Source organism: Microlunatus parietis (genome assembly GCF_013407955.1).
Classification (GTDB): domain Bacteria; phylum Actinomycetota; class Actinomycetes; order Propionibacteriales; family Propionibacteriaceae; genus Microlunatus; species Microlunatus parietis.
Genome location: NZ_JACCBU010000001.1, coordinates 276542 through 300442, shown reverse-complemented (window position 1 = coordinate 300442; position 23901 = coordinate 276542). Strand labels below are relative to the sequence as shown.

The following is a 23901-nucleotide window of genomic DNA, read 5'->3' as shown; positions in this document are numbered from 1 at the left end:
AGGCAGAGGAGTACCCGATGGCAGGAACGATCCATATCGGCGAGGTCGCTGAGCGCACCAGCCTGTCGCTGCGCACCCTCCGCCACTACGACGAGATCGGGCTCGTCTCCCCGAGCGACCGCACCAGTGGCGGGTTCCGCCTCTACACCGACGCCGACGTCGAGCGGCTCCTCCTGATCCGCCGGATGAAGCCGCTCGGGTTCTCCCTCGACCAGATGGGCGAAGTCCTCGCCGCTGCTGACGCACTGGCGGATGATCCGTCAGACAGCGCCGCGCGCGCAGCGCTGGATACGTTCGTGACCGACGCAGAGGAGCGTCGCGAGAAACTCGCGAAACAACTGGACGCCGCCGACGAACTCATCGCGCGCCTCCGCGACGTATAAGCCTGCGGCAGATGCACGCCCGGCCCAAGTGTTCACCGGTGGGGTTGCATGTTCGCGGAACATGCAACCCCACACCTCAGAAACCATGGCCTGAACCCGCTTCTTCCGGCGATTTAGTCTTCAGGAATCGTGAACTTGCGGGTTTCGCCGGTCATGCGGGCGGTGGTGTCGAACGCGGCGAGCTCGGCGGGGTGGAGTTGGTGCTGCACGACGAAGGCCCGGTCCTTGATCCGCCAGAGCCCTTGCCCGGTGCCGAGTCCGGGCAGCAGGCGGCGTTCGGTGCCGGTCAGCCCGAGCGCGACGGCGGTGGGGCCGAGCTGATCGGTCTCCTGCCGGTAGACGATCCTCGTCTCCGCGTTTGCCAGCAGGCTGTTCGCCAGCGCCCGGTTCGCCGATCCGGCATCGCCGACGTTCTCCAAGTCGGTGAGCTTGTGGAACACCAAGAGATTGGCCAGCCCGTAGTGCCGGGCGAGACGCCAGTGGGCGTCCATCCTGCGCAGGAGCGCCGGGTGGGACATGAGCCTCCATGCCTCGTCGTAGACGACCCATCTGCGGCCCCCGTTGGGGTCGAGCAGGGCGGCTTCCATCCATGCCGACGAGCAGGTCATCAGCACCGAAATCAACGTGCTGTTCTCGGTGACGCGCGAAAGATCGAGGCTGACCATCGGCAGCGACGGGTCGAACCTGACGGTGCTCGGCCCGTCGAACAGGCCGGCCAGGTCCCCGGCCACCAGGCGGCGCAGCGCGTGGCCGACCTGGCGGCCGTCCTCGGTGAGCCGGCCGTCCGGGTCGTCGGCAGGGTCGGGGCGCAGCAGCCGGTCGACCACCATCGGCAGGATCGGCACGTCCGCGTCGCGGACCGCGCCGGCCAGGGCGGTGTCGATCGCGGTGTGCTCCAACGGCGCCAACCGCCGATCCAGCACCGTCTCCGTCAAGGCTCCGAGCAGATCGCGGCGTCGCGCGGCGAGGGTGGTGGCCCACTCCTGGTCGGACAGGCCGCCGGGCCGGTAGCCCTCATCCAAGGGGTTGAGCCTGTTGCCCATCCCGTGCCCGAGGATGATCGCTTTCCCGCCGACTGCTTCGGCGACGCCGGAGTGCTCGCCTTTGGGGTCGCCGGGGACATAGACGCGGTACCCGAAGGGCAGACTGCGGGTGTAGAGGCTCTTGGCGAGCGACGATTTCCCGGAGCCGACGATCCCCGCCAAGATCAGGTTCGGCGCGGTGATGATGCCCCTGCGGTACAACTCCCACGGGTCGTACACGAACGAGGAGCCGCTGTAGAGGTCTTGGCCGATGAAGATTCCCGCGGCTCCGAGCCCGGCTTCGGCCAGGAACGGGTACTGCCCGGCGAGCACGGCGCTGGTGTCCTGATGCCGGGCCACCCGGAAGCGGCCCGGTGTCCTCAGCGCGGCCGGGCCGGGCTCGCCGGCGGCGGGCAGGTAGACCGTGGCACGGCGTTCAGCCCGTTCGGCGGCGGCCTTGGCCTGGGCCGCTTCCTTCTCGACGTGACGCTGCTCGGCGACGAGGCGGGCGGCGGCTTGCCGCCGCTGCTTGCGCAGCCGGCGCCGCTCCGAGGCGGGAGTGACGAGGACAGCGGTGTGCAGCTTCTCGCCCCGGCTCACAACGACCGCCCCCGCGCCCCGGAGACCCAACCGCCGGCGGGACGGTCGAACCATGACGAGTCCGGCGCCGGGCGAGGCTGCTGTGGCATGTCCGGCTTGGGCTGCGGCGGGCCCTCGATGCCGAGCGGTGCCAGCGCGTCCGCGTTCTGGCGAGCGGCCTCCGCGACCCATCCGGGAAACAGGCACTCATGCTCGGGCCTGCTGCCGGGGTTGTCGATGGCGTACTGGCGGGCGTCGCCGGCCGCTGCCAGGAAGGCGGCGAGGTCGCGCATCGCGCGGTCCGGGGCGACCGGCGCTCCGGCGCCGGTGAACAGGTCCCGGCCGACGAGCGTCTGCCCGGTCGCGGTGTCCTCGATGCGGTAGGCATATCGCTGGTGCTCGCCCAGCGGCGAGTCCGGCCAGACGGTCAAGGTGAGCGTCCCGACGTGCCGGGACATCGAAGCGGTGGGGTCTGCGCTGTTCATGGCGGGCAGGTGCGCGCCGGCACGTCTCCGTGGTGGCTATGTCAGAGCGACAGCCCGCGGGCCTGCTTGACGGCGGCGACGCCGGGATGCTCGAACCAGCCCCCGTCACGGACGGCGCTACGCCGCCCGGCCGTCTCTCGCTCACGGCCTGTCGTCGGGCGGCGGGCCGGGACGTGCGCCCCTGCTTCTTTGTCGATGGCGTCCTCGGCACGGATCAGGTGCCGCCGGTACAGGGCGACGTGCCCGGCCATCGGGTTGTAGGTCATCGCGTAGTCGCCGGTCTCGGCCTGCCGGTCACCGGGATAGACCGGGGCGGTGTCGTGAACGTCGCCGTTCTCCAAGGCGGCGTTCGTGGTCTCCTCGCCGTAGTCCCACGCCGACAGATGCTCGATCCCCGCCTCGACCCCGTGGGCGTCGATGAGGTCGATCACCCGGTCGGCTTCCTCGCCTTGGAGGAACACGACGCCAACCCACCGCTCCACCATCCGGTCCTGCGGGTTCCACACGATCCGGCCCGAGTGGGTCATGGCCGCGCTCAGGCGGTCGTCGGCCTGGTCGATGAGCGTGCCGGCCTGGTGCAGCTCATCCGCTGCGGCCAGCGCCTCGGCCGCACCGCCGCTGTACTCGCGGGACTCGTCGGTGACGTGATGCTGCCGGCTCAGATGGGCGGCGGCGAGCTGGTCGAGCACCTGCCGCAGCGATCGCAGCCCGCCCAACAGCTCACCGATCACCACGTAGGTCTCGGACGGGTCCTCGAAGCTACGGCTGGCGTGAGCCAGACCGCGCAACGCCTCGTAGGCATCGCTGGCATCGCTGGTCGGGTTCGTGTATGTCGGCATCACGGGCCTCCTTCAACGAGGGTGGGATGCCTGCCAGGTGAGCGCGCCGGTCACACCGTGCGGCACAGCGGCAGCGCGGCCGCCGTGAACGCGACGGCTTGCTGGCCGACGAGCCTTCGGGTCTCGCAGGAGGCTTGGATCGAGGCTTGTTCGATCGCGGCGACTGCGGCTTCCAGCTCGTCGACGCTGGGGGCGGAGACGGAGATGAGCCCGGAGACCCGTAGAATCCCGTGGCCGGCGGTCAGGTCGGCTTCCTGCTGGAGAACGTCTTGGTATTCGGCGGTCTGCGCGGCGTCCTCGATCTGCCCGATTCGGGCGCGCTGGGCCGCATCGGAGATGTGTTCGACCTTCTTCTTGCGGATGTCGCGGGCCGCCTGGTCCGAGCGCATCGGGGTGTAGATCAGCGACACCGCCCGTTGGATGCCGGTGGAGAGCAGCACCGGCGCGAGGAACCCCGGATAGACGAGGCTGCGGGGCCACTCCGAGACCCACAGCACGGTGTGCCAGGCGGAGTCGGTGCGCAGGTTGCCCCAGGTCTCGGTGACCGCGACCGGGCCGGCGGCGGCGAGCTCCTGCCCGAGCCGCCCGTGGCGCTCCAAGGTGGCGGCCACGGCCGGGTCATACGCCGAGCGGAGGATGACCGCGACCTGACCGGGGCCGAGCCACCCCGAAGGGGTCAAGTCCGCCGAACGCAGCGCGGCGACCAGCGTCGCCATCTCCTGCCGGAGCACCGCGGCGGCGCCGCGGATGCCGCCGCCGGCGGTCCTGATCTGCCGGGAGGCGACCTTCATGTCCAGGGAGAGGCTGACCGTGGTGGCGTGCCGTTCCCCGGCGGGGCCGGCCCGCTCGATCAGTTCGCGGTAGGTGGTCGCGGCCCAGGAGCCGTCGTCGGTGCCGTGCTCGGCCCACCACTCGGCCAGCCCGCTACCGGAGTCGGGCAGGGTTCGTTCGAGCACTTGCAGGGTCGCGATCCGCCCGGACCGGCAGACCGTGGCGAGCACTCGCCCCCAGGAGGTGACGCGGCGCTCTTGCTCGCCGGGGTCGAGCAGGATGAATGCCGGATGGGTCACTTCCGTCACGACCGTCAAGGTTGCCTGGCGGGGGTCGTGGATCATGCACGCCCCGGTCTCGGGGTCCAGGTGCTCCCGAAGCCGGGCCATGTCACCGGGCAGCGCGAGACTTCCGGCAGGGCGGGGCTTGACGATCCGCCGCCGGTAGAGCAGTTGCCCGCCGGTGGAGCGCCACAGCCACCAGAGCGCGACAGGGAGCCATTCGACCATCGGCCTCCCAGCGATGGGCACCCAGGTCAGCACGACCGCGAGCAGCCAGACCGGGGCGGTGTAGACCAGCAGCATCCCGGCGCCGCCGTAGAACGCGGCCAGCAGCGCCAGGCCGCCGATGCCGAGGGTGATGAGCTGCGCGACCGAGAGGCCGAGCAGCACCCCTCGGCGGGTGAGTCGGCTGAACTTCATCGGCGTCAGCTCGCTACCGGGTGTCTTCTGGTCCGTGGTGGGCATGGGTGGTCACTCCTTGCCCCACGGCGATGCCGTGGGGTTGGACGGCTCCGTGGGCGTCCTCGGCTGCGGCGTGGACGGCGGGGGCGTCTGCGACGGCGGCGGGGTGCCGCCGTTCTGCCCGCCTGCGGCGTCGGCGGCGGTCTCGGCCTGACCGGCCACCGCGTGCCCGGCCTTCGGCCCGGCCTCGGCGGCATCCTTGGCGACCTTCGCTCCGACCACGACGGCTGCCGCCGGTCCCGCGCCCGCGGCGGAGGCGCCGGCTTCGGCGCCCACGGTTTCACCGCCGGCCGCGGCAGGTGCCTGCGCCGGGGCGGGCGACGGCGGAGGCGTGCCACCTGATCCTGCGTCCGACGCGCCGTCATTGGGGTCTTCGAGAACCTTCTTGGGCTCGCCGCCGCCTTGGGGCTTGGAGGGGATCGGGACGGGACGGTTGAGCGCGTTCTTGGCCTCCTGCTCGGTGCCCATCTGCTGGTACAGGTCGAAGCCCACGAACGACACGAAGCGGTAGACCATGTAGGGCGCGAAGGCCGCGATGCCCATGAGCACGATGCCGGTGATCGGTTCGGTGACGGCGGCGATGTCCAGCTCGATCGGGGTGGCGATCTGCGTGATCGCCAGCAAGAAGATGACGACGAGCACGAGCTTGCTGATGATGAGGGCGATCACGAACGCCGCCCATTTCCCGATCCATCCTTTGGTGGCGTCCCAGGACGCGCCGGCGAACGCGATCGGTGCCAGCACCACGCCGACCAGCAGCAGCGCCTTGCGGATCAGCAGGCTGAACCAGACGATCGCGACGGCGGCGATCATCAGCCCGGCCAGGAAGATCGTGACGATCGCGCCGACGCCGGGCGCGGCGATGTTGATGCCGCTGAGCCCGGCGGCGAGCAGGATGATCTTGTCGCCCATCGTCTCGGTGGTCTCGCCGGACGTCTGGATGATGCCGATGCTGAGCTGGTCCACGATTTCCAGTGCGAGCGCGGTCAGCGTGACGACCACGAACGCGCCCAGCACCGATTTCGCCGCGCCGAGCGCGGCTCTGGACAGCGCGGTCGGGTCGCGGCGGATCAGCCCGGTGATGAGTTGCAGGCAGAAGAAGATCAGGACGAGGAAGACGCCGATGCCGAAGATCAGGTTGTAGACGCTGGTGAACCCGTCTGTCTGGACATCGACCAGCGTGGTCGTGTCGAACACGGCCCACATCGCCTCGATCAGCCAGCCGGCCGCGCCGCCCATCGCCTGGGCGAGCCAGTCGAACGGGGCAGCCACGACCGTCGCGGCAGCCTGGCCCGCCACGTCGCAGACGGTCGAAATCACGGGAACGTCGCAGACACCCATCTCAAATCTCCTGCGGTGACCGGCGGCCCTATACAGCCTGGCCGACGTTCCAGAAGAAGTTTACGAGCGTCACCGCCGCGCCGCAGATCACCGCGGCACCGCAGGAGATGAGAACGCCCAGCTTGCCCCTGCCCGCCAGATGCGGGTTCGAGCTGTTGGCGCCGTAGGCCCAGACGATCGCGGAGACGATTAGCGCCAGTACGGAGAGGATGAGGCCGACCGTCATCACGGCGCCAACGATGGTGCGGAGCTGGTCGATGCCGGGCAGTCCCGAGCTGTTGGGGTCGATGTCGATCACGGCGGTTACTCCCTCGCTGAGCGAATGGCTTGTGGCGACGAGGTGAACCAGGGAGCGACTGGCGAGACCGGGCAGACGAAGGGCCCGCTCCCAACGCAGAGAGCGGGCCTGCTGGCTGTAGGAAGTCGGTGGAGTTGGCCCCTGCGTCCGTCTACTTGGCCCTTGTTGGCCCCGAGAATCCGCCGGTCACTGCCTGCGCTTGGTAGCTGCGTCGGGGTGGCGCGTGCGCCGTAGTTGGCCCTTTCTTCAGCGGCCGACGGAGCTCGGTGACGCGCCGGGCTGCCCGATGGGTTCGATCCCGAGGTGTTCGCGTGCTTGGCGTGCGAGCTGCTCGCCCAGCGGCGTGAGAGAGGTAAGGGGCTGCGCCGGGGTGCGGTGGAACAGCCGCCCGCCGACGAACTCTTCGAGCAGTCGGAGTTGTCTGCTGATGGTGCCGGTTGAGCTTCCGGTGAGGTGTGCGGCCTGGCTGAGACTGCGCTGGTCGACGATGGCGATGAAGCGTTCCAGTCGGGAGCGTGCGCCGAGTCCATAGAGAGCCCGGCGCAGCGGCTCGGGGATCTCCGAGGGGTGGCGATCACCGAGGGCTTCTCGGTTCACGGTGTAGTTGAGGCTGCGGCCGGTGTGGGTCGGGATGCCGTGCACCCACGCGAACGTCATGAGGGTTTCTCGCGTGCAGCCGACTTCGCGCGCGATGTCGGCGATGCCACGATGCCAGGTGGCGTATTCCTCGTGAAGCCATGACGGGTTGACGTAGAACACGCCTGCTTCTGCAGCAGCATGCTGGATGGATGAGCCTGTGGGTGCAGGGAGGATGCGATGGGAGAGATTGGGGCGGGACCGTCCTGGCCGGGGCAGCGGGTGGGCGCGCAGGACCGTGCGGACGTGCTGGAGTGAGATGCCAAGCTCGGCAGCGATGGTCGGGATCGACTGGTGTCGATCCAGGATCGCTCGGTGAACGAGGGCCGGATCGGTGTGCTCTGGCTCGGCGCCGGGCCATCGGCTCGCGCTCACCCAGTCGGTTGGCGGCTCCCAGGTGAGGGGTTCGCCGGTGATGCCCGCCGAGTCGAGGAGTTGCCTGGCGTGCTGGTGGAGGGCGTCGGCGACGCCGGCGGACATGAAGTCGGCGAAGGCGTGGTAGCGATCTGCGCGGGCAGTGCCGGAGAAGTATTGGTATGGGCGCGGGGCGCTGAGGAGGCTTCCGCCGGTGATGAGTTCGTAGAGGTAGCGGCGCGCGTTGTCGAGGGTCTTGGCGGGGCCGCCGGGGAAGCCGCGAGAGATCCGGTTCCAGGCGCGGGCATCGATCAGTTTCGTGGTCGCGGCGAGTTGGCGTCGCCTGGCGTAGTCGATCGGGATGTCGTGGTCGTCGATAGCGAACGCGAGTTCGGCGAGCATGCCCAGCGTCGTCTTGCCGGAGGGCCTGTCCAGCAGACGCCCGAGGTAATACATGACGGTGTTCGGTTTGAGGTCCGCGCCGACCAGCGGCAGGATGTGGCCTTTGAGTGGGAGTGCGCTGTGCGGTAGCAGCAGCGCGGCCAGCATCGTGGTGCGGAAGTAGGCGGCTTCCGTTTCCTCATCGCAGAGACGTATCGCCCAGGCCGGCCAGAGTTGGTCGGGCAGCCTCGCGGCTCGTTTGATCGCCGGGTCTGTGTTGCTGGGCTGGTGCGGCGGGAGCAGTCTCATCGTCGTCAGGCTCGTGCCGTAGCGAACTCGATCGACTGGGCTGAGAAGACCGGCCAGGGCGCGACCTCGTGCGATTCGTGTGCGCAGCTGCGGGCTGGCGATGCGCCAGGAGTGCGGGATCGCTTTGGGTCTCCTGCCGACATCGGCGTCCTCGACGACCCGGAGCAGCGGGTCGGGCTGGGCATCCTCGCCATTGAGCAGGAGGCCAGCGGCAGCGGTGAGCCGGTCGGCTCGCAGCATCGCGATCGATGGCTGCACGCTGTAGGACTGCCGGTTCTTCGATGCCAGGTGAACGGCGATCAGGGTGAGATCGATCAGTTCCGACATCGCCTCCTGGCGGGAGTTCTTGCTCCCGGAGGGATTCCGGACCTCGGTCAGCAGCCGGTCGATGAGCCGTTGCGCGTCTGCCGCAGCAGCCACGTCGAGACACGCTGGCGGTTCGATGCCGGATAGGTCTTGGCCGCAGGCGCAGAGCAGCCGGTTCCGCTCGGTGGAGGCAACGCGATCCGATGGGCCACCGGGCCAGAAACTGGGTCCCGCGATCGACCCTTTCTGCGGAGCCTCGCAGCGTGAGCAGTGTTCGACCAGGAGGCAGTGGTGGCGAAGGCAGAAGAACTGCAACCTGAGCCGCCAGTCCGCAGACCATTCGCCGCCGGAGTCCGCGAGGCAGGACGGGCAGAATCGGCTGGTCGACCGCGGCGACCACACTCGGAGCATCGCGATAGGAGGCACCCGCAGCGAGGGGCGGAGCATGTCGGCAACGGCAACGGCGACGGCGTTCAGCCCGGTCGCTGCGCAGATCTGATCGACGGCCTCCCCGGTGGCCTCTGGTCTGCCCCAGCTTCCCTGGGACGGGGCGGGCAGATCGAGCGCGGTGAGCATCGTCCGAATGCTGACTCGCAGCCTGGTCGCGTAGGTGACCAGCCATACCTCGAACGATTCGCCAGGCAGCGGCGCGAGTGTGAACGGTAGCCGCCCGGCCTGGGTCATGCCGCCCGCTGCCGCCTGGTGCGCTTCGTAGTCGGGTCGAGCGGGGCAGGCGGGCGCGTGTCGAGCGCCGCAGTGATCCCGGCGCGGGCGGTCTCTGCGGCCTGGTCGATGCGCACTCCGTCGAGGAGATCGACGCTGAGCGCCTCGGTGCCGGTCTTGATCGCGCGGTAGCAGCCGCGCCCGATCAGCGACATCAGCGACGCGAAGTGCCCGGACGAGCGGGCGAACAGGTAGTCCGACAGTTCGGCGAGCGTGCCCCGGCGGGTGTGGGCGAGCACGAGGTCGCGTTCGATCGCGAGTATCAGTTGCCGCCAGGTCGCCCGTCCCGCCTTGGTGCGCGTCTCGAACGGTTCCAGGTTCACCACCGTCCAACGTCTCGCGGTCTGTGACAAGGCGGCGTCGGCTCCGGTGAATCCCTCATCGAGCAGGCCGCGGGCGTGCAGCCCGACGCCGACGAACACGAACGTCACGGGGAATGTGTTGGCGAGCCATTTGAAGTGGTTGGCGACCTCGCGGCCGTCGCGCCGGTTCATGTCGAGGAAGTGGACGTCATCGACGACGATCAGGCGGGTCTTGCAGGCCGCGACGCATTCTGCGGCCCGGTGCGCCAGCGACTGGGCGGTGCCGCGGTCGGAGCCTGGCAGCCCGTAGAAGCGGCAGAGCATCGAGTTCAGGCTTCGCATCGTCGTGTGCGAGGTGAGTCCGAGATGGACGACCGGAACCCGCTGCCATGCCCCGTCGCCGGCCCCGACTGTGGGGCCGTAGAGGTCGATCTGGTCGCGGTGGAATCCGCGGGCGAACGCGACCGCTGCGGTGCTCTTGCCGAGCCCTGGCAGCGCGTCGAGGACGGCGGCGGGTTTCACTTTCTCGCCGTCCTGCATGTTCGCCCCGACGATCTCGTCCAGCTCATCGAGCACTGCCCCGAGTGCTGGGGTGCGGATCGGGCCGAGGTTCGCATGCCAGCCCGCCCGCAAGTGGTTGTAGCGCAGTCGTTCGGGTGCGGGCATCGCCTCGATCTCGGCGATTGTGTGCGCTGGTGGCCGTGTGCGCGGCGGGGCCTGGGCCATCTGGAACCAGCCTGCCTTGGTCGACAGATCCCAGTCACGCTCCTCGTCGGCCAGCTCCGCCGTCGTCGCCGGGATGCTCACGAGATCACCTCAAACGCCTCGGCGTAGAACTCCTCGTCGCCGACGTCGAGCTCGTCCTCGGTGTCATCATCACTGGCAGCCCAGGCTGCATCGTCAGGCTCGGGAGGTTTCTCGACCGCGTGCAGCACCGCAGGTGCGGCGACCTCCGCTGTGGGTGTGGTTCCGGTGAGGCGTGCCTGGCGTTGCTCGCTGGCGCGGACGGCCATCCGGCGTTCGGCGGGGTGCCGGGTCAGGCCCGCATCCCAGCGATCCAGCAGCCCGGACAGTGCCCGCCGGTCATCGACATGGCGATCCTCGGTCAGCGCGAGTTGCCGGGCGTAGGCCAGCGCCTCGGCCGAGAACGGTGCGGCAACGGCGGTGGCGTGCTCCCACTCCAAAGCGTGCCAGGACTGGTCGGCGGGGTCTTGGAAGTAGACCTTGGAGATGTCGTCGGTGTCGTAGCGCACCGGCCACTTGCCCGCGTGAGCACCCGCGAAGTTGCTCGTCCGGTTCCGATACCGGGTCAACGCCGGGCCGTTGTAGCGCAGGCCGTTCAGCTCGATCCCGTAGTGCTGGATCGTCCGCCACGCCACCGGCAGGAAGTCGAACACCAGGTCCGGGCTGGCCGGCACCCGCAGCCGGCCCGTGCGGGTCATCCCGTGGGCGAACATCTCCGCCGGCGACAGCTCCAGCCCCGGCACCTGCGCATCGGCGAGCCCAGCGTGCGGGCGGTGGTGATAGATGCTCCCGACCCATTCGCGGATGATCGACTCCAGCTCATCGATGAAGAAGTAGGCGCACCCGGCGGGGTCTTTGCCGCGGCTGTGCACGTCCGGGCCGGTGTAGCCCGGCAGCGCTTCCAGCAGCTGCTCGCGGACGGTGCGGAAGAACCGCTCGACCGCAGCCTTATCGGTCGGGGTGAGCGGGCGGGCGGGCTGAACCGAGATGCCCAGCCGGGAGCACACGCTCAGCAGATGGTTCGACAGGTAGATCTTGCCGTGATCGACCACGATCGTCTCCGCAGCCACCCCCGCCAACCCGGTCTGACGCTCCTCGCCTGCGACGATGACCTGATCCGGCAGGCCCGCATACGGCAGCAGCCCGCCCGACGTCGTGAGCCGGGTGTCCGGGCGCAGCGACTCGAACAGCACCAGCGCCGCATCGACCGACTTCGTCGACATCGGCGAGAGCCTGAGCCCTGTGATCGACCGCGAGTACAAGTCCATCGCGATCGTCAGCTCGCAGCGCACCCATTTCAGCGTGATCGGCTCCATCGCGAACACGTCCAGCGTCGTCGTATCCAGCAGCAGATACTCGCCCGGCCGCGTCGCCCGCAATCTCCCGTATGCGCCCTCCGGCCTGGCCGCGATCGAGCGCTTGCCTTTGGTGCTGCCGGTGAACGCGTTGCTTCCGCGGGTGAGCTCGCCCAGGACGGTCCGAGCTCGACGCTGTGACGGTTCGGGCACGACCCCCTCGCCGTGCTCGGCGGCCAGACGCTGCGAGATGCGTTGCAGCACCAGTGTCTGCGTCGGCCGGGCCGCGTCGGTGTGCTCGGCAAGAACCGTCCGACACATCTCCAGCCACCGCTCATCCACCCCGGCCAGCGGATCGGCCGTCTTCGCGGCCCGCTGGTCGAGCAGACCCGCTGGCCCGAGCTCACGAAACGCGCTCACCCAGCGCTTCACTGATCTGAGCCCGACGCCCATCTCCGCAGCTTTCGTCTCATACCGCTGCATGAGCGGCCGCGCCGGGTCGTACTCGGGTCGTGGTTCGCCCAGTGCCGCGTCCTCGGCGTCGCCGGAGCGATACCCGGTGAGAACTTCGTGAATGTGCGCCAGTCGATCAGTCAGCTGCGCTTCTTGCGCCTCGGTCAAGTTCTCCAGCACCGGCCCCAACGCGGGAGCAGGATCGGACTCAGCGCCGACGATCGCGACAGACGGGTCGGCCAGCAACGAGGCGGTATGGACAGTGACCATCTGACCGCGGGCCCCGCGCAACCGCAGCCGCTCCGCCTCCACGCCCATCACCGTGAACCAGTCGCCATCCCAGCTCAGCCGCGTACCCACGCCGACGACCGCGGTCCGCGCGCTCATGCGGCATGCTCCAGCACTGTGGCCGCCGACAACGGCGCATCCAGGTCAGCGCGGAACACGCCCCGCCACACCAAGTGCAGCGCGGCGGCCCGCACATCCTCCGCCGCATCGGGCCACTCCGCTTCGATCTGGCCGAGCGACGCCGATCCGCGAGACCGCTCGGCAAGCCGGGTCACCGTGGCCTGATCCACCCGGTTGGGATGCCGGTAGGCGGCCAGGAACCGGACGTTCGAGAGCCGCGTCGGGTCAATCCCCGACCAGACCTCGTGCCGCCAGCCGCAACTGGTGAAGACCTCTTCGGCCCATTCCAGCGCCTCGGCGATTTTCGGCCGATCCAGCTGATCGGCGGGCTTCACGTTCACCACCGTCACCGACTCATCCGCGTGCAGCAGCAAGAAATCGGGCACATGCCGACGCCGCACCCCATCGACCTCCGCGGTCACGCAGAACGGCTGCGCAGCAATCGCTACGATCTCGGGATCGAAATCAGCCAGCAGCAGCCGAGCCAGCTCCAATCGGCTTTCGTACACGACGTGAGCGCCGACGGTCGATGACCAGTACCAGCCCGAGTAGTGCGGCTGCCCGTGCCGCCAACGGAACGTCCGCCACGGCGAACCCGCCACGAGTATCCGCGGCGGCACGAGCGCGAGATCGGTGGTCGACTCCTCACCGGCGGCGTCCTTGAAGCTGACCGAGTACGTGCCCATCGCTGTTCCCTCCGCAGCGCTCCCGCTCGCAGGGAACCATTGCTGGCAACGCTACGGAACCAGACCGCCGATCCTCGCGCCCCACGCCAGGCAGGGGCCAACAAAGCGGCCAAGGGCCAACTCGGGGCCAAATAGGGTGGCCAAAGGGCCAACTTCAATGCATCCCTACACTGGCGACGGAGGATCAGAGCTGTTGGCCGAGGGCGATGAGCCAGTTCACCCACGCCACCCCCGCGCCGGCGAGCGCGGCGGCGCCGACGCCGACGAGCACCCCGACCCGGCCCTTGGAGGCAAGCGAGTGGTTGCCGTGCGAGGCGCCCAGCGCCCAGCAGATCGCCGAGACGATGACCATGAGCACCGCGACGATGAGCACGAACATCAGCAGGGCGCCGATGACCTGTTTCAGATCACCGATGCCTCCGAGCCCGTCGAAGTCGGGGAACACTTCCATCACGAACCGGCCCTGACGGTGACGTGCAGGTGGTCGTAATGGCCGCCGGTCACGTCGCCGGGGTCGTGCATCCCGCCGCCGTTGTAGGGGCGCCAGCCTTCGGCGTCGCGGGCCAGGGACCAGATTTGGCCCTGCCAGATCAGGTACTCCACGCCCAGCGACTCGGCGTGGTCCTTCATCCAGTTCGTCACCCGCCACCCGTCCTCGAGCTGCGCGGGCGTCGGGTGCGTCCCGATCGGGTTCCCGAACGTGATGTCACACGCCCGGCCCAGCGGGTGCTCTGACGTTGTGCCGGGCCGGGGCGAGTAGCAGGCCCAGGAGCTGTCGGGGAACGCGGCACGGGCTTGGGCCATGACGTGCGCCATCCGCGCGGTGATCTGCCCGTCGCTGGTGGGGTCATCGACCTTCTGGTCGGGGTCGCCGTCCAGCGGGGCGGGATCGCCCGGCGCTCCACCGGAACTGCACTCGTTCGGGCTGCCGACCGTGGCTTCGGGCAGGTCGACCGCGTTGTGGTCGTTAAGCCACTTGGCCGCGTCGACGGCCTCGCCGCTCGTGCCGCCGGGCCGGACCTCGAAATGCAGGTGTGGCCCCGTGCTGTTCCCGGAGCTGCCGACATCGCCGATGTGCTGGCCCGCGGTCACACGATCTCCGGCCGCGACGAGGATGCCGGACTGCCACATATGCGCGTAGGCGGTCGCCACGGTCTGCCCGTCGATCTGGTGCTCGATGACAATGAGTCCGCCGTAGCCGCCGGAGAACTCGGCCACGGTCACGGTCCCGTCTGCGGCGGCGAGGATCGGCGTGCCGTCCGGTGCGGCGAAGTCGGTGCCGGTGTGGAACGACGGTTCCCCGGTGATCGGATGGATACGCGGCCCGAACTCGCTGGTGAGCACCCAAGTTCCCTCGGGGAGCGGGAACACGACCCGCGAGGACTCCGCGACCGGACCGGCCACCACCGAGGCGGTGGCCGGGCCAGCCGCACCCGTCGCGCCGGTGAGAGCGTCGAGGATGCGTTCGGCGACCGGCTCGTAGTTGCGGTAGCGGTCAGGGTAGGCACTGACCTCGACGGCTTGCGCGGCCTCGCCGGGGTCCATCTGCGCCCAGCCGGGGATGTCCAGCAGGCCCCGCGGCGAGGGATAGTTAGGTCCATCGGGTCCGCCGTAGAACGCGCGGGCCTGATAGTTCGTGTCCATCAGCTCCGCGACGGTTCCCCACCCGGATTGCGGGCGCATCTGGAACAGGCCGAGGGAGTCGTGGTCGCCGCCGTTGCCGTCGTTGGGGTAGTTCGCGGACTCGGGGTAGGCACTGGTGTTGGCGAGCTGGCGCAGGGTGCTCTCGGTGAGCGCGGCCATCAGCGCGATCTTGATGCCGGGCCGGCCGACGCCCTCGATGCCGCCGCCGACAGTGATGATCGTGGCCGCGTGCGTGAGCTGGGTCTTGTTCAGCGTGAACGTGGTGCCGTCTTGCGTGGTGACGGTCAACGAATCGGGGACGTTGCCCACGGTGACGCTGCCGCCGGGGACGGCGCAGTTCGCGGCGGCGGGGTTCATCAGCACGCCGATCGCCATCAGGACACAGGCAGGGCCGAACAGGACGAAGGCGAGTCCGAGGATGAGGAGCTTCTTGACCACGGCGTGCCTTCTGTCATCGCAGCGGGTTGTCGAGCTGCGACAGGCGCAGCACGTGACACGGGCCGGTGCGGAACTCCGGCGCCGGGGGCGGGCAGGCCAGAAACACGGTGAAGGCCACGGGGTGCTCGCTGGTGACGGGTTCGCCGTTCCAGACGCCCTCGCGGTGCCGGGTTCCTTCGATCGTGATCGCGGTCGCACCACGCGGGAGCTGGCCGGACTGGGCCTGCTCAACCGCGGTGTCCCATGCTTGGGGCACGAACGAGGACTCGATGGTGAGATGCTGGGTGGTGGCGTACTTGCGCAGCTCGATCCACGCCTCCCGCGACGGCAGATAGGACGCGATGTCGGCGGCGAGGCCCGCCTGCTCATGGCCGGAGGGGTCCCCGACCTCCAAGATCGCGGCGGAGTAATCCAGCGGCATCAGCCCGGAGCCGGTGTCCCAGGCGAACAGCGCCTCAGCGACATTGCGGGCGAACTCATCCGGGTCGTGCGAGGGGATCACCCGCGGCGGCCCCGGTTTGCCGGGCTCGGACTCACCCGGAGCGGTGATGGTCGGAGCCGGATCGGGCGCGCGATCGGTGGGCTGTCGTGGGCCGGTGATGAGCCCATACACGCCGACGCCGATCAGGAGCAGCAGCACGAGGCCGGCGGCGATCACCGCGATGAGTCGGCCACGGGACCAGGAAGCGAGATTCGTCTTCATGCCCAGAGGTGAGCCCGCCGGTGACTGGCCCTACCGGTGCATCAGAGGGCGCGCAGCAGCGGCCGGCCCGCCGACTCAGCGACGGTTGTGCGGGCGGTGCGGAGCCGGTCGGCGAACTCGGTGGTGCCCTCGACGGTGGCGAAGAACGCCTCGGCCTGCTCGTCGGTGAGCTCGACGGCCAGCTCGTCCACGTCGTAGTGGGTCCACCACGCTTCCAGGTCGCCCCAGGTCAGTACGAACGCCCGCAGCGGGTACCGCGTCGGTTCCTCGTCCTCAACGACGGGGCGACGCTTCGGCGTGGCCGGCTTGCTGACCTTGCTGGCCTTGCTGGTCTTGGCGGCGTGGACGCGGGCCAGGGCTTCGTCGGCCAGCTCGTGCAACCGTTGGTCCCGCTCGCTGTCGGCCTTGGCTTGGCTGTCGCGGAGGCGCTGGAAGATCGGGTTGACCGCCGCACCGGCCTCGATCTGCGTCAGCCCGTCCCGCGCCTGGACGCGGATCGTCTCCGGGGTGCTCGGATCGTCGGCCAGGTGTTGCAGGTAGCCGATCTGTTCCAGCCGACTGTAGGACGCCGAGCCGGTCACCATCCGCGCCGCCTGTGTCCGAGCGTCTCCGAGCTGGTGCGAGTCCGATGGTCCCGCCGAATCGGCGGGACCATGCTTTCCGGGCTCGTGGCCCTCGTGGAACTGGGTCTTGGCCTTGCGGCGTGCGGCGTCCTCGGCCATGAGTTCCTTGATCTCCCGGTACAAGGCGGCGGCCTCGATCGCGGTGAGCGGCTTGTGGAGCTGGTTGTCGTCCTGCTCGGCCAGCAGATGCCCCAGCCGGTCCGAGATACCGGAGCGCACCCACACGCTGACGCGGCGCCAGCCGAGCTTCTTGATCGCGGCCATCCGGCGCGCCCCGCACACCAGCACCCCGTCCGGGGTGATCGTCGGCGGCTGCAACAGACCGTCCCGGTCGATCGACGCCGCGAGCGCGTCGATGTCGCCCAGGTCCGTGCGGTGCCGGCGGCCGACAGTGATGGAGTCAACCGCCCGCTCCAGCTCGATGTGTCCGGCCGGTGCGCTCATCCCGCACCTCGCGCCTTTCTCGCGCCCGGCTTGCTGATGCCCGGTGCGGCCAGGGAGAGGGTGAGCACGAGGTCGTCATCGCGCAGCAGCACCGGCAGGGTCTCGCCGATCAGCAGCCGCAGCAGGATGCCGCGTCCCGCGCCGGTCGCCGCGAGCGCCGGGTCCGGGCAGCCGAGCAGGGCGCGCAGCAGCACCGCCCAGGACCGGCCAGGAAGGTCGATCAGGGCTCGGGCGTGCTTGTCGCGTCGCAGTGTCTCGTAGGCGGTGTGCCGGTTCCCGACGCGCGTCAGCGCCACGCAGACGTGTTCTACCGCCGGGCGTGCCGTGCCCTCGGGCCAGTCCAGCAGCATCAGCAGCGTGATCGCGTCCTCGACCGCCGACGCCGCGGTGGTTGCCGCCGGCTCGGCCGGTGCCTGCTCCGGGGTGTTGTCGCGGTCGTGGGCGTCCTTGATCTGGAACGCGGGATGGTAGTCGCTCAGGACGTTCTCGCGGTCGGAGAGCCGTTCGGGGTCGTGGAAGATCGAGTAGCGGGGCCGGCGTGCCTGGTGGGTCGAGCACAGCAGCCCTTGGCCGCGTTCCTCGGCGATGCAGGTGATCCGTACCGCGTGCGTGATGACCGCCCACGGGTCATCGGCGGTGCGGGCGGCCTTGGTGCGCATCACGTCGAACGCCGCCGACGCGGCCTCCCACGGATCGAGCCGGTGCTTGTGCGCCAGCGCCGCGTACTTCTCGGCCGCGAACGCCATCAGCTCTGCCGCTACCGGGTCGTGCTCCCAGGCGCGCTGGCCGGCGGCGTGCAGCCGTTTCAGCAGGGCACGCAGGCCCTCGCTGGTGCGGTAGTCCTCAGCCGTCCGGCCGCTGGTCTCGCTCATGGTGCTGGTGTCGTTGGTCATGGTCTGGGCACCTCCCGACGGCGAGGTGCACCCGCAGACGACTGCGGGGCTCGCCTTGACGGAATGAGCGCCCATGACTCATCACCACCCGGCTACCTCATCCCGACCCCGGAGCGGTGCGGTCCCTGCTCGGCGCCGCCGCGACGGCCGAAGGCGCTCAGAGGCGGCAGACGCTTGGCTCGCTCGGCGACCCAGCGGGCGCCCTTCTCGATCGGGGCGCGAACGTGCCGGTTCATATCGGCGGTCCGGTCGATGCCCCGGCGGGACAGCCGGCCGCCGCCTTGGGCGATCAGGTCGGTCGGGCGCACCCAATCCACGCCCCGGCCCCGTACCCGCGCCAGCTTCTCCTTCGCCGCCGTGCGGGACGCGGCGGCCTTGACCGCATCCGGCGTCCCCGCTGCTTCGGTCGCCTCGGTTGGGTTCAGGTCGTTCCGCTTACGGGGTGGCGGCTCGGGCTCGGAGCGATGCTGCTCCCGCATCCGGTCCTGATCGTTCATGGCAGGGCTCCTTCCATCTCGGGCTGCGACCCGGACGGGTCGGCCTCATCGGACTGGTGAGCACGAGGCAGCCAGCGACCCACCGTCGAGGGATGCACGCCCAAATGCCGGGCGATGGCCTTGTTCGACCAGTCCTGCTCTCGCAGCTCTGCCGCCAGCGCCCGACGATCCGGCCCGCCGTCCGTGTCCGCAGCGGTGACGCCTGCCGCCGTAGATGGCGGGTCAAGAGATGCCGTCTCGCTCTGGGGCAACGGGGTGATCGGCTCGACCGCCGGCGGCAACTCGAGCGCAGTAGCCGGGCGTGCGGTGGCGCGGGTCAGCACAACGGTCAGATGCGTGATCGCCAGCAGCACGACCGGCGGCACGGCAGCGACCGCGGCCGCGAGCGGTCCGGGCACGTCGGCGTCGGCCGCGACCACCGCATGCAGCGAGTTCGCCGTCACCGACACCGCGGCACCGCCGACCAGCAACGCCCACGGATACCACGCCGCTCGCTCACCGGCGAGGGCAACGACGGCCACCGTGGAGACCACGATTACGCCGTCGACGATCAGCGGCCACGCCCACGCCTGCCCGGCCCCGATCCCGGAGCGGCGGGCAAGGTCGGCCAGGGACGTGAACGACAACCAGAACGCGCCGGCAGCGATGAACACCGTCCCGGCGACCGAGGTGATGACCGCCCACCGGCGGCCGCGTAGCTCCTTCATGACAGCCCCCGCGTGGCGGGCGCCCGCTGCTGCGCGTTCCCGCGAGCGAACTCGCCCGAAGCCGATGCGGCCGGACGGTCCCGGCGGGCTCCGGCGCCGACGCTGCGATAGGCGCTGTAGACGGTGCGGGTGATCTCCCGCTCCCCGAAATCGGATTGTGCGGCCGTCACCATCGCGTCCAGGGCATCCGTGAGCGGCACCCCGCCCTCGGACAACCGGCACGAGGCCCAGAAGAGTTTGAGGTTGCGGTCTGTGGCCTGCCGCCCCAGCCACGTCGCCAGCCGCTCCGCATCCTCGCGCCGCACTGGCCCACCGAGGCGCGGCCGAGGCGCGGGCCGAGGATCAAGGAAGTCTCGCAGCCGGCCCGCATCTATCGGCCAGGCCGCACCGGCCGCGAGCTGCTCGACCCGGTACGGCGTGCGCAGGCCGTCGAGCCGTAGCAGCGAGGGCGGGGCGATGATGTAGCCGCCGTCCCCGCGACAGTCGATGCCGACCTTCCCTGCCTGCCAGGACCGTTGCGCCTGGTTCGGGTCGGCTGGAAAGTAGGCGTGCTGGCCGCCGGTGGGTGTGCGCACGACCGCCAGCGGCTCGGGGATCAGCCCGGCCCGGGCTGACCGCGCGTAGGCGGCGTACCCGTTGACGCCGTGCACATCCACGTCGATCACTACCAGCCCCGAGACGGCACCGGTCGGGATGCCGATGTTCGCGGCCGGCCGCGCCCGCCACCACGCCTCAACACGGCTCGGGTCGATGCTGGCCTCGTGGAATCCGCGCTCCGGGATCGGCCGCTTCCCGGCCGGCGCACAGGGGAACACCGGAACTCCGGCCCGCGCCAGCTCACCAGCCGCGACCGGCAACGGTGCCCCGTCGAGCTGACCGAACACGGCGGCAGCCGTGGCGGGGGTGACCATCACAGGCCCCGTCCCGAGCCGACTGAGGCCGCCGGCGTCTCCCGCTCCGGCAGCGGCTCGACCTGGCGCGCGGCCTGCTCTGGCGTCTCCTGGGCCTGCGGCGTGTGCTCCGGGCCATCGACACGCAGGGACAGCGGGTTGCCGTTCCCGAGCTGTGTGGTGTCGAGCTTGTCGAGAATGTCGAATGCGGTGCTGCGCACCTGCTCGCCCGTGGCGCGGACCACCGCCACGGGGTCTTTCCCGTCCACGTTGCTCGCCCATCCGGCGACATACGGGATCGTGTAGTCGCTGGTGTCCATGCCGTGTGCGGCGGCGATCATCAACGCGACCGACTCCGCGCGTACCTCGCTGATTCCTCGATGCTCGCGGGCGTCGTCCCGCTGATTCGGGCCGTCCAGCCGGACGTGCGCCAGCTCGTGCGCGAGGGTCTTGACCTGCGCGGCCGGGTCCATGTCCGCGCAGACCATCACTTGCCGGGTCTCGAAGTGGATGCAGCCGTTCGCGCCCCGTTCGATGCGGTCGCGCGGCATCCGCAGCACCTCGAACCCCAGCGACTCCGCCTGCTCGGTCAGGCCCTCCCACAGCCCGGCCGGGGCTTCGCCTTCCAGCAGCCTCGGACGGGGCAGCTCGGGAAGCGGTGCGCCGTGCGTCCTCGACACGTCCCACACATAGGCCGGGACGACGCTGACGATCCGCCTGCGCACGACTTCGCCCGGTCGGGGCTTCTCCCACTTCCCGAGCCGCCGCCACGACGCCGGATCGCGCGGGGTCGCCGATGCGAACCTCGCCTTGACCGGACCGCGAATCCGATAGCCGCCGTCCTTCTCCGGCCAGCGGCCCATCTTCTGCCAGTCGTTGTACCCGGCAACCCAGGTCGGCGTCGGTGTCGGCACCCGGCCCTGTTCGTAGGCTTCGAGATGCTGCGCCCAGATCAACAGCGTGTTGTTGAACGAGCGGGTCCGGAACCTCGCGGCGAACTCGATCGCACGCCGCCAGTCATCGCCCGACACCAGTTCCTCGACCGAACGCACGATGCGTTCTTCCAGCGCATCGAGCGTCACTTGCCGCGCCGCCTGCTTGTCCTCGTTCGCAGCCATCGCCTGACCTCCCTCCGCCAGGGCCACTCCGAGTGGGAGCAACCGTGCGACCGCGAGGTACGCCGGGCGGATCAGGAAGACAAGACGGACGACGGAACAAGACTGGCGACCGTCAGCTCCGCGACGAACCCGACGAGTCTCTACCGGCCTACCGGATCGGAACTGGCCCTGGGGCCTGCGGCCACCGATCCCGCGGCTATCACCCGGACAGATGCGTCCTTCACCCGGCCACTTGCGTGGACGTCACCCGATGCATCGTCCGGTAGTCGCTGGGAGTAAGGCCGACGCCGCGGCGGAACTGGCGAGCGGCGAAGTCAGGATCGCTCCAGCCCACCTCCTGAGCGATCGCCGCAACAGAGCGGGACGTCGTGCGTAGAAGATGCGCCATCCGCTCGGCTCGCTGCATGGTCAGGTAAGCGATCGGTGACTTCCCGTACGCCTCAACGAAGATGCGGTTGACCTGTGACTTCGACAGATGTACTTCATCTGCCAAGTCCGACACGGACCAACGCCGCGCCGGGTCCGTCCGTAAGAGTTCAGCGACCTTGCGCGCTTCTGTGCGCAATGGCGCAAACCGACGAACACGAGGTAGGGAGGGTATCGCGGTCGCGCGCTGCGTCGGGGATGTACGGATCGGTGAGGTCTTGACAAAGGGAGTCACGACATGAGCGATGCTGAACCACAATGCCTGCATTCGATTGAAGTTCTCCGCGAATCGGCCATCGATACTGAGAGCAACCAGCTCATCGAGACGCGGCATCAGCATACCCGCTCGATCTTCGCCGATATGAAGTACCTGCGCAGGCTCGGCATACATAGTCTCGGCAAAGCACTGCGCGTCGAGGCGGTCCCGTAATATGCCGACGTGTTGCCAGAAAATCTGGTCAATCAAGTAGTCGGTGTCGAGATAGACCGTCGTCACAGTTGCACGACCCTCGGGCTCACCCCCAAGCAGTGTGTTGGCCCCCAGGAGAATCACGTCCCCAAACTTGACCAGCTTCTGCTTGAACTCGCTAAACAGGATAGCGCTTCCATCGCGAACGACGATGACCTGAACGCAGTCGTAGGCCAACGGCCCGACCGGCTGGACGATGATGCGGTTCCGGGCGAGGATGGGTGCGAAACCGCGGAGACTGCAGGACTCGTGTTGGTTCGACGCCGCGACCGATTCGGGCTCATCAACCGCATTCCTGGGATGGGATTCCTGACCACCTCTTTCGCGGGCACCAGACGGACCGCGCTGAGGACTGCGCGACGGGCGGGTCTCGACAATCCCGCGACTAATCGACCGGTTCGAGCCCAACGAACTTCATCCGGTCCTCGCCGTAGAAGCATGTCTGCAAGGCGAATGAACCGTCGAGGCCAAGTAGGTCATCGGTGGTCGCCCAGGTCTTTGGCGTGTGGCGGATATCAACCACTTGATACACCTGATCGCTACCCTCGACCTGCACCAGTTGGCCTATCTCCCAGGGGAGCAGGACGTCGCCTTGACAATTGTTGTGAGCTGCCCATACCGGCGGAACGCCCTCCCGCTCGTAGGAACTCATCTCCGTGAACGTTCCGTCGCAGCCGTCTAGTTCGTGCACGCCACCCGTGGCGCCCAAGTCCACGGTGGGCAGGTCTCCGAACGCGTCCTCCCGCGCGGCATGGATGCTTCCCGTGACCGCCGTCTTCACCGTCCCGTACACATACTCGACCCGCTCCGGCGCGGCGAGAAGGCCTACCAGCAGCGCCCCGCCAGCGAGGACGAGGACCGTCCCCGCCGCCGCGCTGAGGAACCCATGCCAGCGCCGCGGCGGTGGCTTACTCCGTCCGACTGTCTCCCGCATGCTCCGAACCCCGTTCCGCACGTTGACCAACCTCATGTTCGACTATCCATGATAGTTACTATCTAGCATAGTCGTATGGTTCAGCCTGTCTTCGCCGGCCGCCGTGGGGTAGCCGTCTCCCGCCCGGTTCGTGACCTCTGCGGCCCACGCGGTCCGAGAGGAGTGGGCTGCGCGAGGAGCGATCGGCGGGCGCTGCACAACCGTCCGGAGAGTCCGCTTGCCTCTGTCGCGGAGACCTCGTTCGCGACGCTGCGATGACAAGGTTGAGATCGCGATACCCCCGGGGGTATAGTGGAGTCATGGGCGCGACCGAGATCAGGCGAGAGAACCCGACCCGGGTGGTCGAGGAGAGCTCGGTGCCGATCCTGGGCTTTTGGGCCGACCACCCACTCGACGACGTTCCTGACAGTCAGAGGAGTTTCGCCTATGTCTGACCGACAGCTCACCTGCGCCCCGGCATGCCGCGCCGGCGTATGGGGGCGGCTGAGCCGTGGAGCCGTCGCCCTGATCGTCGGCGCGTTCGGTGCATCCATGCTGTCGACGGACCCGGCGATCGCGGTAGCCGCCGGCGTGATGGCCACCGTCATCGCGGTCATGGCGGTCACAGGAACATGCCCGACGAGCTGGCTCACCACTCGTCGGCAGCCTCAGACGCCGCAGCACACACTCGACATCCCCGATGCCCGGCAGCACGTCGACCTGACGAGCGCCCCCGTCCCGAACAGGAGTTCTCATGTCCACGAGTGACCCCGACGCCCAGCGCCGCATCCTCAACCGGCTCCGCCGCGCCCGCGGCCAGCTCAACGCCGTCATTGACGCGGTCGAAGGCGGCGGGTCGTGCCGGGAGGTGGTGACCCAGCTCGCGGCGGTCTCCTCGGCGCTTGACCGTGCCGGGTTCGCGATCATCTCCACCGCGATGAAGGACTGCATCGCCGACCCCGACGGCACCAACCGTGCCGACGACATCACCACCGAGGAGCTGGAGAAGCTGTTCCTCACGCTCGCCTGAACGAGCGATCCTCACGACCAACCGACAGACAGCCCTCGAAGGAAGAAG

Annotated in this window: 25 protein-coding genes; 4 read left to right on the top strand and 21 right to left on the bottom strand. The window is 69.3% G+C overall.

The genetic code is table 11. From position 1 onward, the window contains the following. Positions 1-17: 17 nt before the first annotated feature. Entirely contained in the window at positions 18-383 is a 366-nt protein-coding gene (locus BKA15_RS01525) for a helix-turn-helix domain-containing protein (RefSeq protein WP_054687050.1), read from the top strand. Between the two features lie 113 nt (positions 384-496). Here the strand turns inward: BKA15_RS01525 and BKA15_RS01520 are convergent, their stop codons facing one another. The 21 genes from BKA15_RS01520 to BKA15_RS01420 all read right to left on the bottom strand — a co-directional run bounded on the left by BKA15_RS01520 (position 497) and on the right by BKA15_RS01420 (position 22844). Next, entirely contained in the window at positions 497-2005 is a 1509-nt protein-coding gene (locus tag BKA15_RS01520) for a putative type IV secretion/conjugal transfer ATPase (RefSeq protein ID WP_102209905.1), read from the bottom strand. After that, positions 2002-2469 (bottom strand): hypothetical protein, encoded by a 468-nt coding sequence (locus tag BKA15_RS01515; protein WP_102209904.1) that lies wholly within the window; start codon positions 2467-2469, stop codon positions 2002-2004. Before BKA15_RS01515 ends, BKA15_RS01520 begins: the two co-directional genes overlap by 4 nt. A gap of 41 nt (positions 2470-2510) precedes the next feature. Then, the gene (locus tag BKA15_RS01510; RefSeq protein WP_036542075.1) at positions 2511-3308 is read right to left on the bottom strand and encodes a hypothetical protein; all 798 of its coding nucleotides are present in this window, start codon (positions 3306-3308) and stop codon (positions 2511-2513) included. 50 nt (positions 3309-3358) lie between these two features. Continuing rightward, positions 3359-4825 (bottom strand): SCO6880 family protein, encoded by a 1467-nt coding sequence (locus BKA15_RS01505; RefSeq protein WP_026529670.1) that lies wholly within the window; start codon positions 4823-4825, stop codon positions 3359-3361. A gap of 6 nt (positions 4826-4831) precedes the next feature. Continuing rightward, a complete protein-coding gene (locus BKA15_RS01500) occupies positions 4832-6163 on the bottom strand; it encodes a TrbL/VirB6 family protein (RefSeq protein ID WP_102209903.1) in 1332 nt (443 codons plus the stop codon). Between the two features lie 28 nt (positions 6164-6191). Beyond that, the gene (locus BKA15_RS01495; RefSeq protein WP_026529668.1) at positions 6192-6461 is read right to left on the bottom strand and encodes a DUF6112 family protein; all 270 of its coding nucleotides are present in this window, start codon (positions 6459-6461) and stop codon (positions 6192-6194) included. A gap of 246 nt (positions 6462-6707) precedes the next feature. After that, positions 6708-9131, bottom strand: a complete 2424-nt coding sequence (locus tag BKA15_RS01490; protein ID WP_179747794.1) for a TniQ family protein — start codon at positions 9129-9131, stop codon at positions 6708-6710. Further along, positions 9128-10279, bottom strand: coding sequence for an ATP-binding protein (locus BKA15_RS01485; RefSeq protein WP_218871011.1), 1152 nt, complete (start codon positions 10277-10279; stop codon positions 9128-9130). The genes BKA15_RS01490 and BKA15_RS01485 overlap by 4 nt, the downstream gene beginning before the upstream one ends. Beyond that, positions 10276-12351, bottom strand: a complete 2076-nt coding sequence (locus BKA15_RS01480; protein WP_179747793.1) for a TnsB C-terminal domain-containing protein — start codon at positions 12349-12351, stop codon at positions 10276-10278. Before BKA15_RS01480 ends, BKA15_RS01485 begins: the two co-directional genes overlap by 4 nt. Then, positions 12348-13058: a TnsA-like heteromeric transposase endonuclease subunit gene (locus BKA15_RS01475; protein WP_218871010.1), complete on the bottom strand. Its 711-nt coding sequence runs from the start codon at positions 13056-13058 to the stop codon at positions 12348-12350. The genes BKA15_RS01480 and BKA15_RS01475 overlap by 4 nt, the downstream gene beginning before the upstream one ends. A 184-nt stretch (positions 13059-13242) precedes the next feature. Then, the gene (locus BKA15_RS01470; RefSeq protein ID WP_026529667.1) at positions 13243-13509 is read right to left on the bottom strand and encodes a DUF6112 family protein; all 267 of its coding nucleotides are present in this window, start codon (positions 13507-13509) and stop codon (positions 13243-13245) included. Further along, the gene (locus BKA15_RS01465) at positions 13509-15077 is read right to left on the bottom strand and encodes a M23 family metallopeptidase (protein WP_218871009.1); all 1569 of its coding nucleotides are present in this window, start codon (positions 15075-15077) and stop codon (positions 13509-13511) included. Before BKA15_RS01465 ends, BKA15_RS01470 begins: the two co-directional genes overlap by 1 nt. Before the next feature lie 76 nt (positions 15078-15153). Continuing rightward, entirely contained in the window at positions 15154-15798 is a 645-nt protein-coding gene (locus tag BKA15_RS01460) for a hypothetical protein (protein WP_312878785.1), read from the bottom strand. Between the two features lie 86 nt (positions 15799-15884). Next, entirely contained in the window at positions 15885-16910 is a 1026-nt protein-coding gene (locus tag BKA15_RS01455; protein WP_026529660.1) for a ParB N-terminal domain-containing protein, read from the bottom strand. Further along, complete coding sequence (locus BKA15_RS01450; RefSeq protein WP_026529659.1) at positions 16907-17803, bottom strand: hypothetical protein; 897 nt, start codon at positions 17801-17803, stop codon at positions 16907-16909. Before BKA15_RS01450 ends, BKA15_RS01455 begins: the two co-directional genes overlap by 4 nt. Before the next feature lie 92 nt (positions 17804-17895). Then, the gene (locus tag BKA15_RS01445; RefSeq protein ID WP_026529658.1) at positions 17896-18300 is read right to left on the bottom strand and encodes a hypothetical protein; all 405 of its coding nucleotides are present in this window, start codon (positions 18298-18300) and stop codon (positions 17896-17898) included. Then, a complete protein-coding gene (locus BKA15_RS01440) occupies positions 18297-19007 on the bottom strand; it encodes a helix-turn-helix domain-containing protein (RefSeq protein WP_036542085.1) in 711 nt (236 codons plus the stop codon). Before BKA15_RS01440 ends, BKA15_RS01445 begins: the two co-directional genes overlap by 4 nt. Beyond that, positions 19004-19918 (bottom strand): bifunctional DNA primase/polymerase, encoded by a 915-nt coding sequence (locus BKA15_RS01435; protein WP_026529656.1) that lies wholly within the window; start codon positions 19916-19918, stop codon positions 19004-19006. The genes BKA15_RS01440 and BKA15_RS01435 overlap by 4 nt, the downstream gene beginning before the upstream one ends. Further along, positions 19918-21015 carry an ArdC-like ssDNA-binding domain-containing protein gene (locus tag BKA15_RS01430; RefSeq protein ID WP_102209900.1) on the bottom strand — a complete coding sequence of 366 codons (1098 nt, stop codon included), beginning with the start codon at positions 21013-21015 and terminating at the stop codon, positions 19918-19920. The genes BKA15_RS01435 and BKA15_RS01430 overlap by 1 nt, the downstream gene beginning before the upstream one ends. Before the next feature lie 220 nt (positions 21016-21235). Continuing rightward, entirely contained in the window at positions 21236-22087 is an 852-nt protein-coding gene (locus BKA15_RS01425; RefSeq protein ID WP_164498149.1) for a helix-turn-helix domain-containing protein, read from the bottom strand. A gap of 208 nt (positions 22088-22295) precedes the next feature. Beyond that, complete coding sequence (locus BKA15_RS01420) at positions 22296-22844, bottom strand: hypothetical protein (RefSeq protein WP_179747792.1); 549 nt, start codon at positions 22842-22844, stop codon at positions 22296-22298. Positions 22845-23143: 299 nt separating this feature from the next. Between BKA15_RS01420 and BKA15_RS36210 the strand changes: the two genes are divergently transcribed. The 3 genes from BKA15_RS36210 to BKA15_RS01410 are packed head-to-tail and all read left to right on the top strand — an operon-like array spanning position 23144 to position 23853. Continuing rightward, the gene (locus BKA15_RS36210; protein WP_257996725.1) at positions 23144-23278 is read left to right on the top strand and encodes a hypothetical protein; all 135 of its coding nucleotides are present in this window, start codon (positions 23144-23146) and stop codon (positions 23276-23278) included. Beyond that, on the top strand, positions 23271-23591 hold the full coding sequence (locus tag BKA15_RS01415) for a hypothetical protein (RefSeq protein ID WP_028850586.1): 321 nt from the start codon (positions 23271-23273) through the stop codon (positions 23589-23591). The genes BKA15_RS36210 and BKA15_RS01415 overlap by 8 nt, the downstream gene beginning before the upstream one ends. Further along, positions 23578-23853, top strand: coding sequence for a metal-sensitive transcriptional regulator (locus tag BKA15_RS01410; RefSeq protein ID WP_026529653.1), 276 nt, complete (start codon positions 23578-23580; stop codon positions 23851-23853). Before BKA15_RS01415 ends, BKA15_RS01410 begins: the two co-directional genes overlap by 14 nt. The last annotated feature ends 48 nt before the right edge of the window (positions 23854-23901 follow it).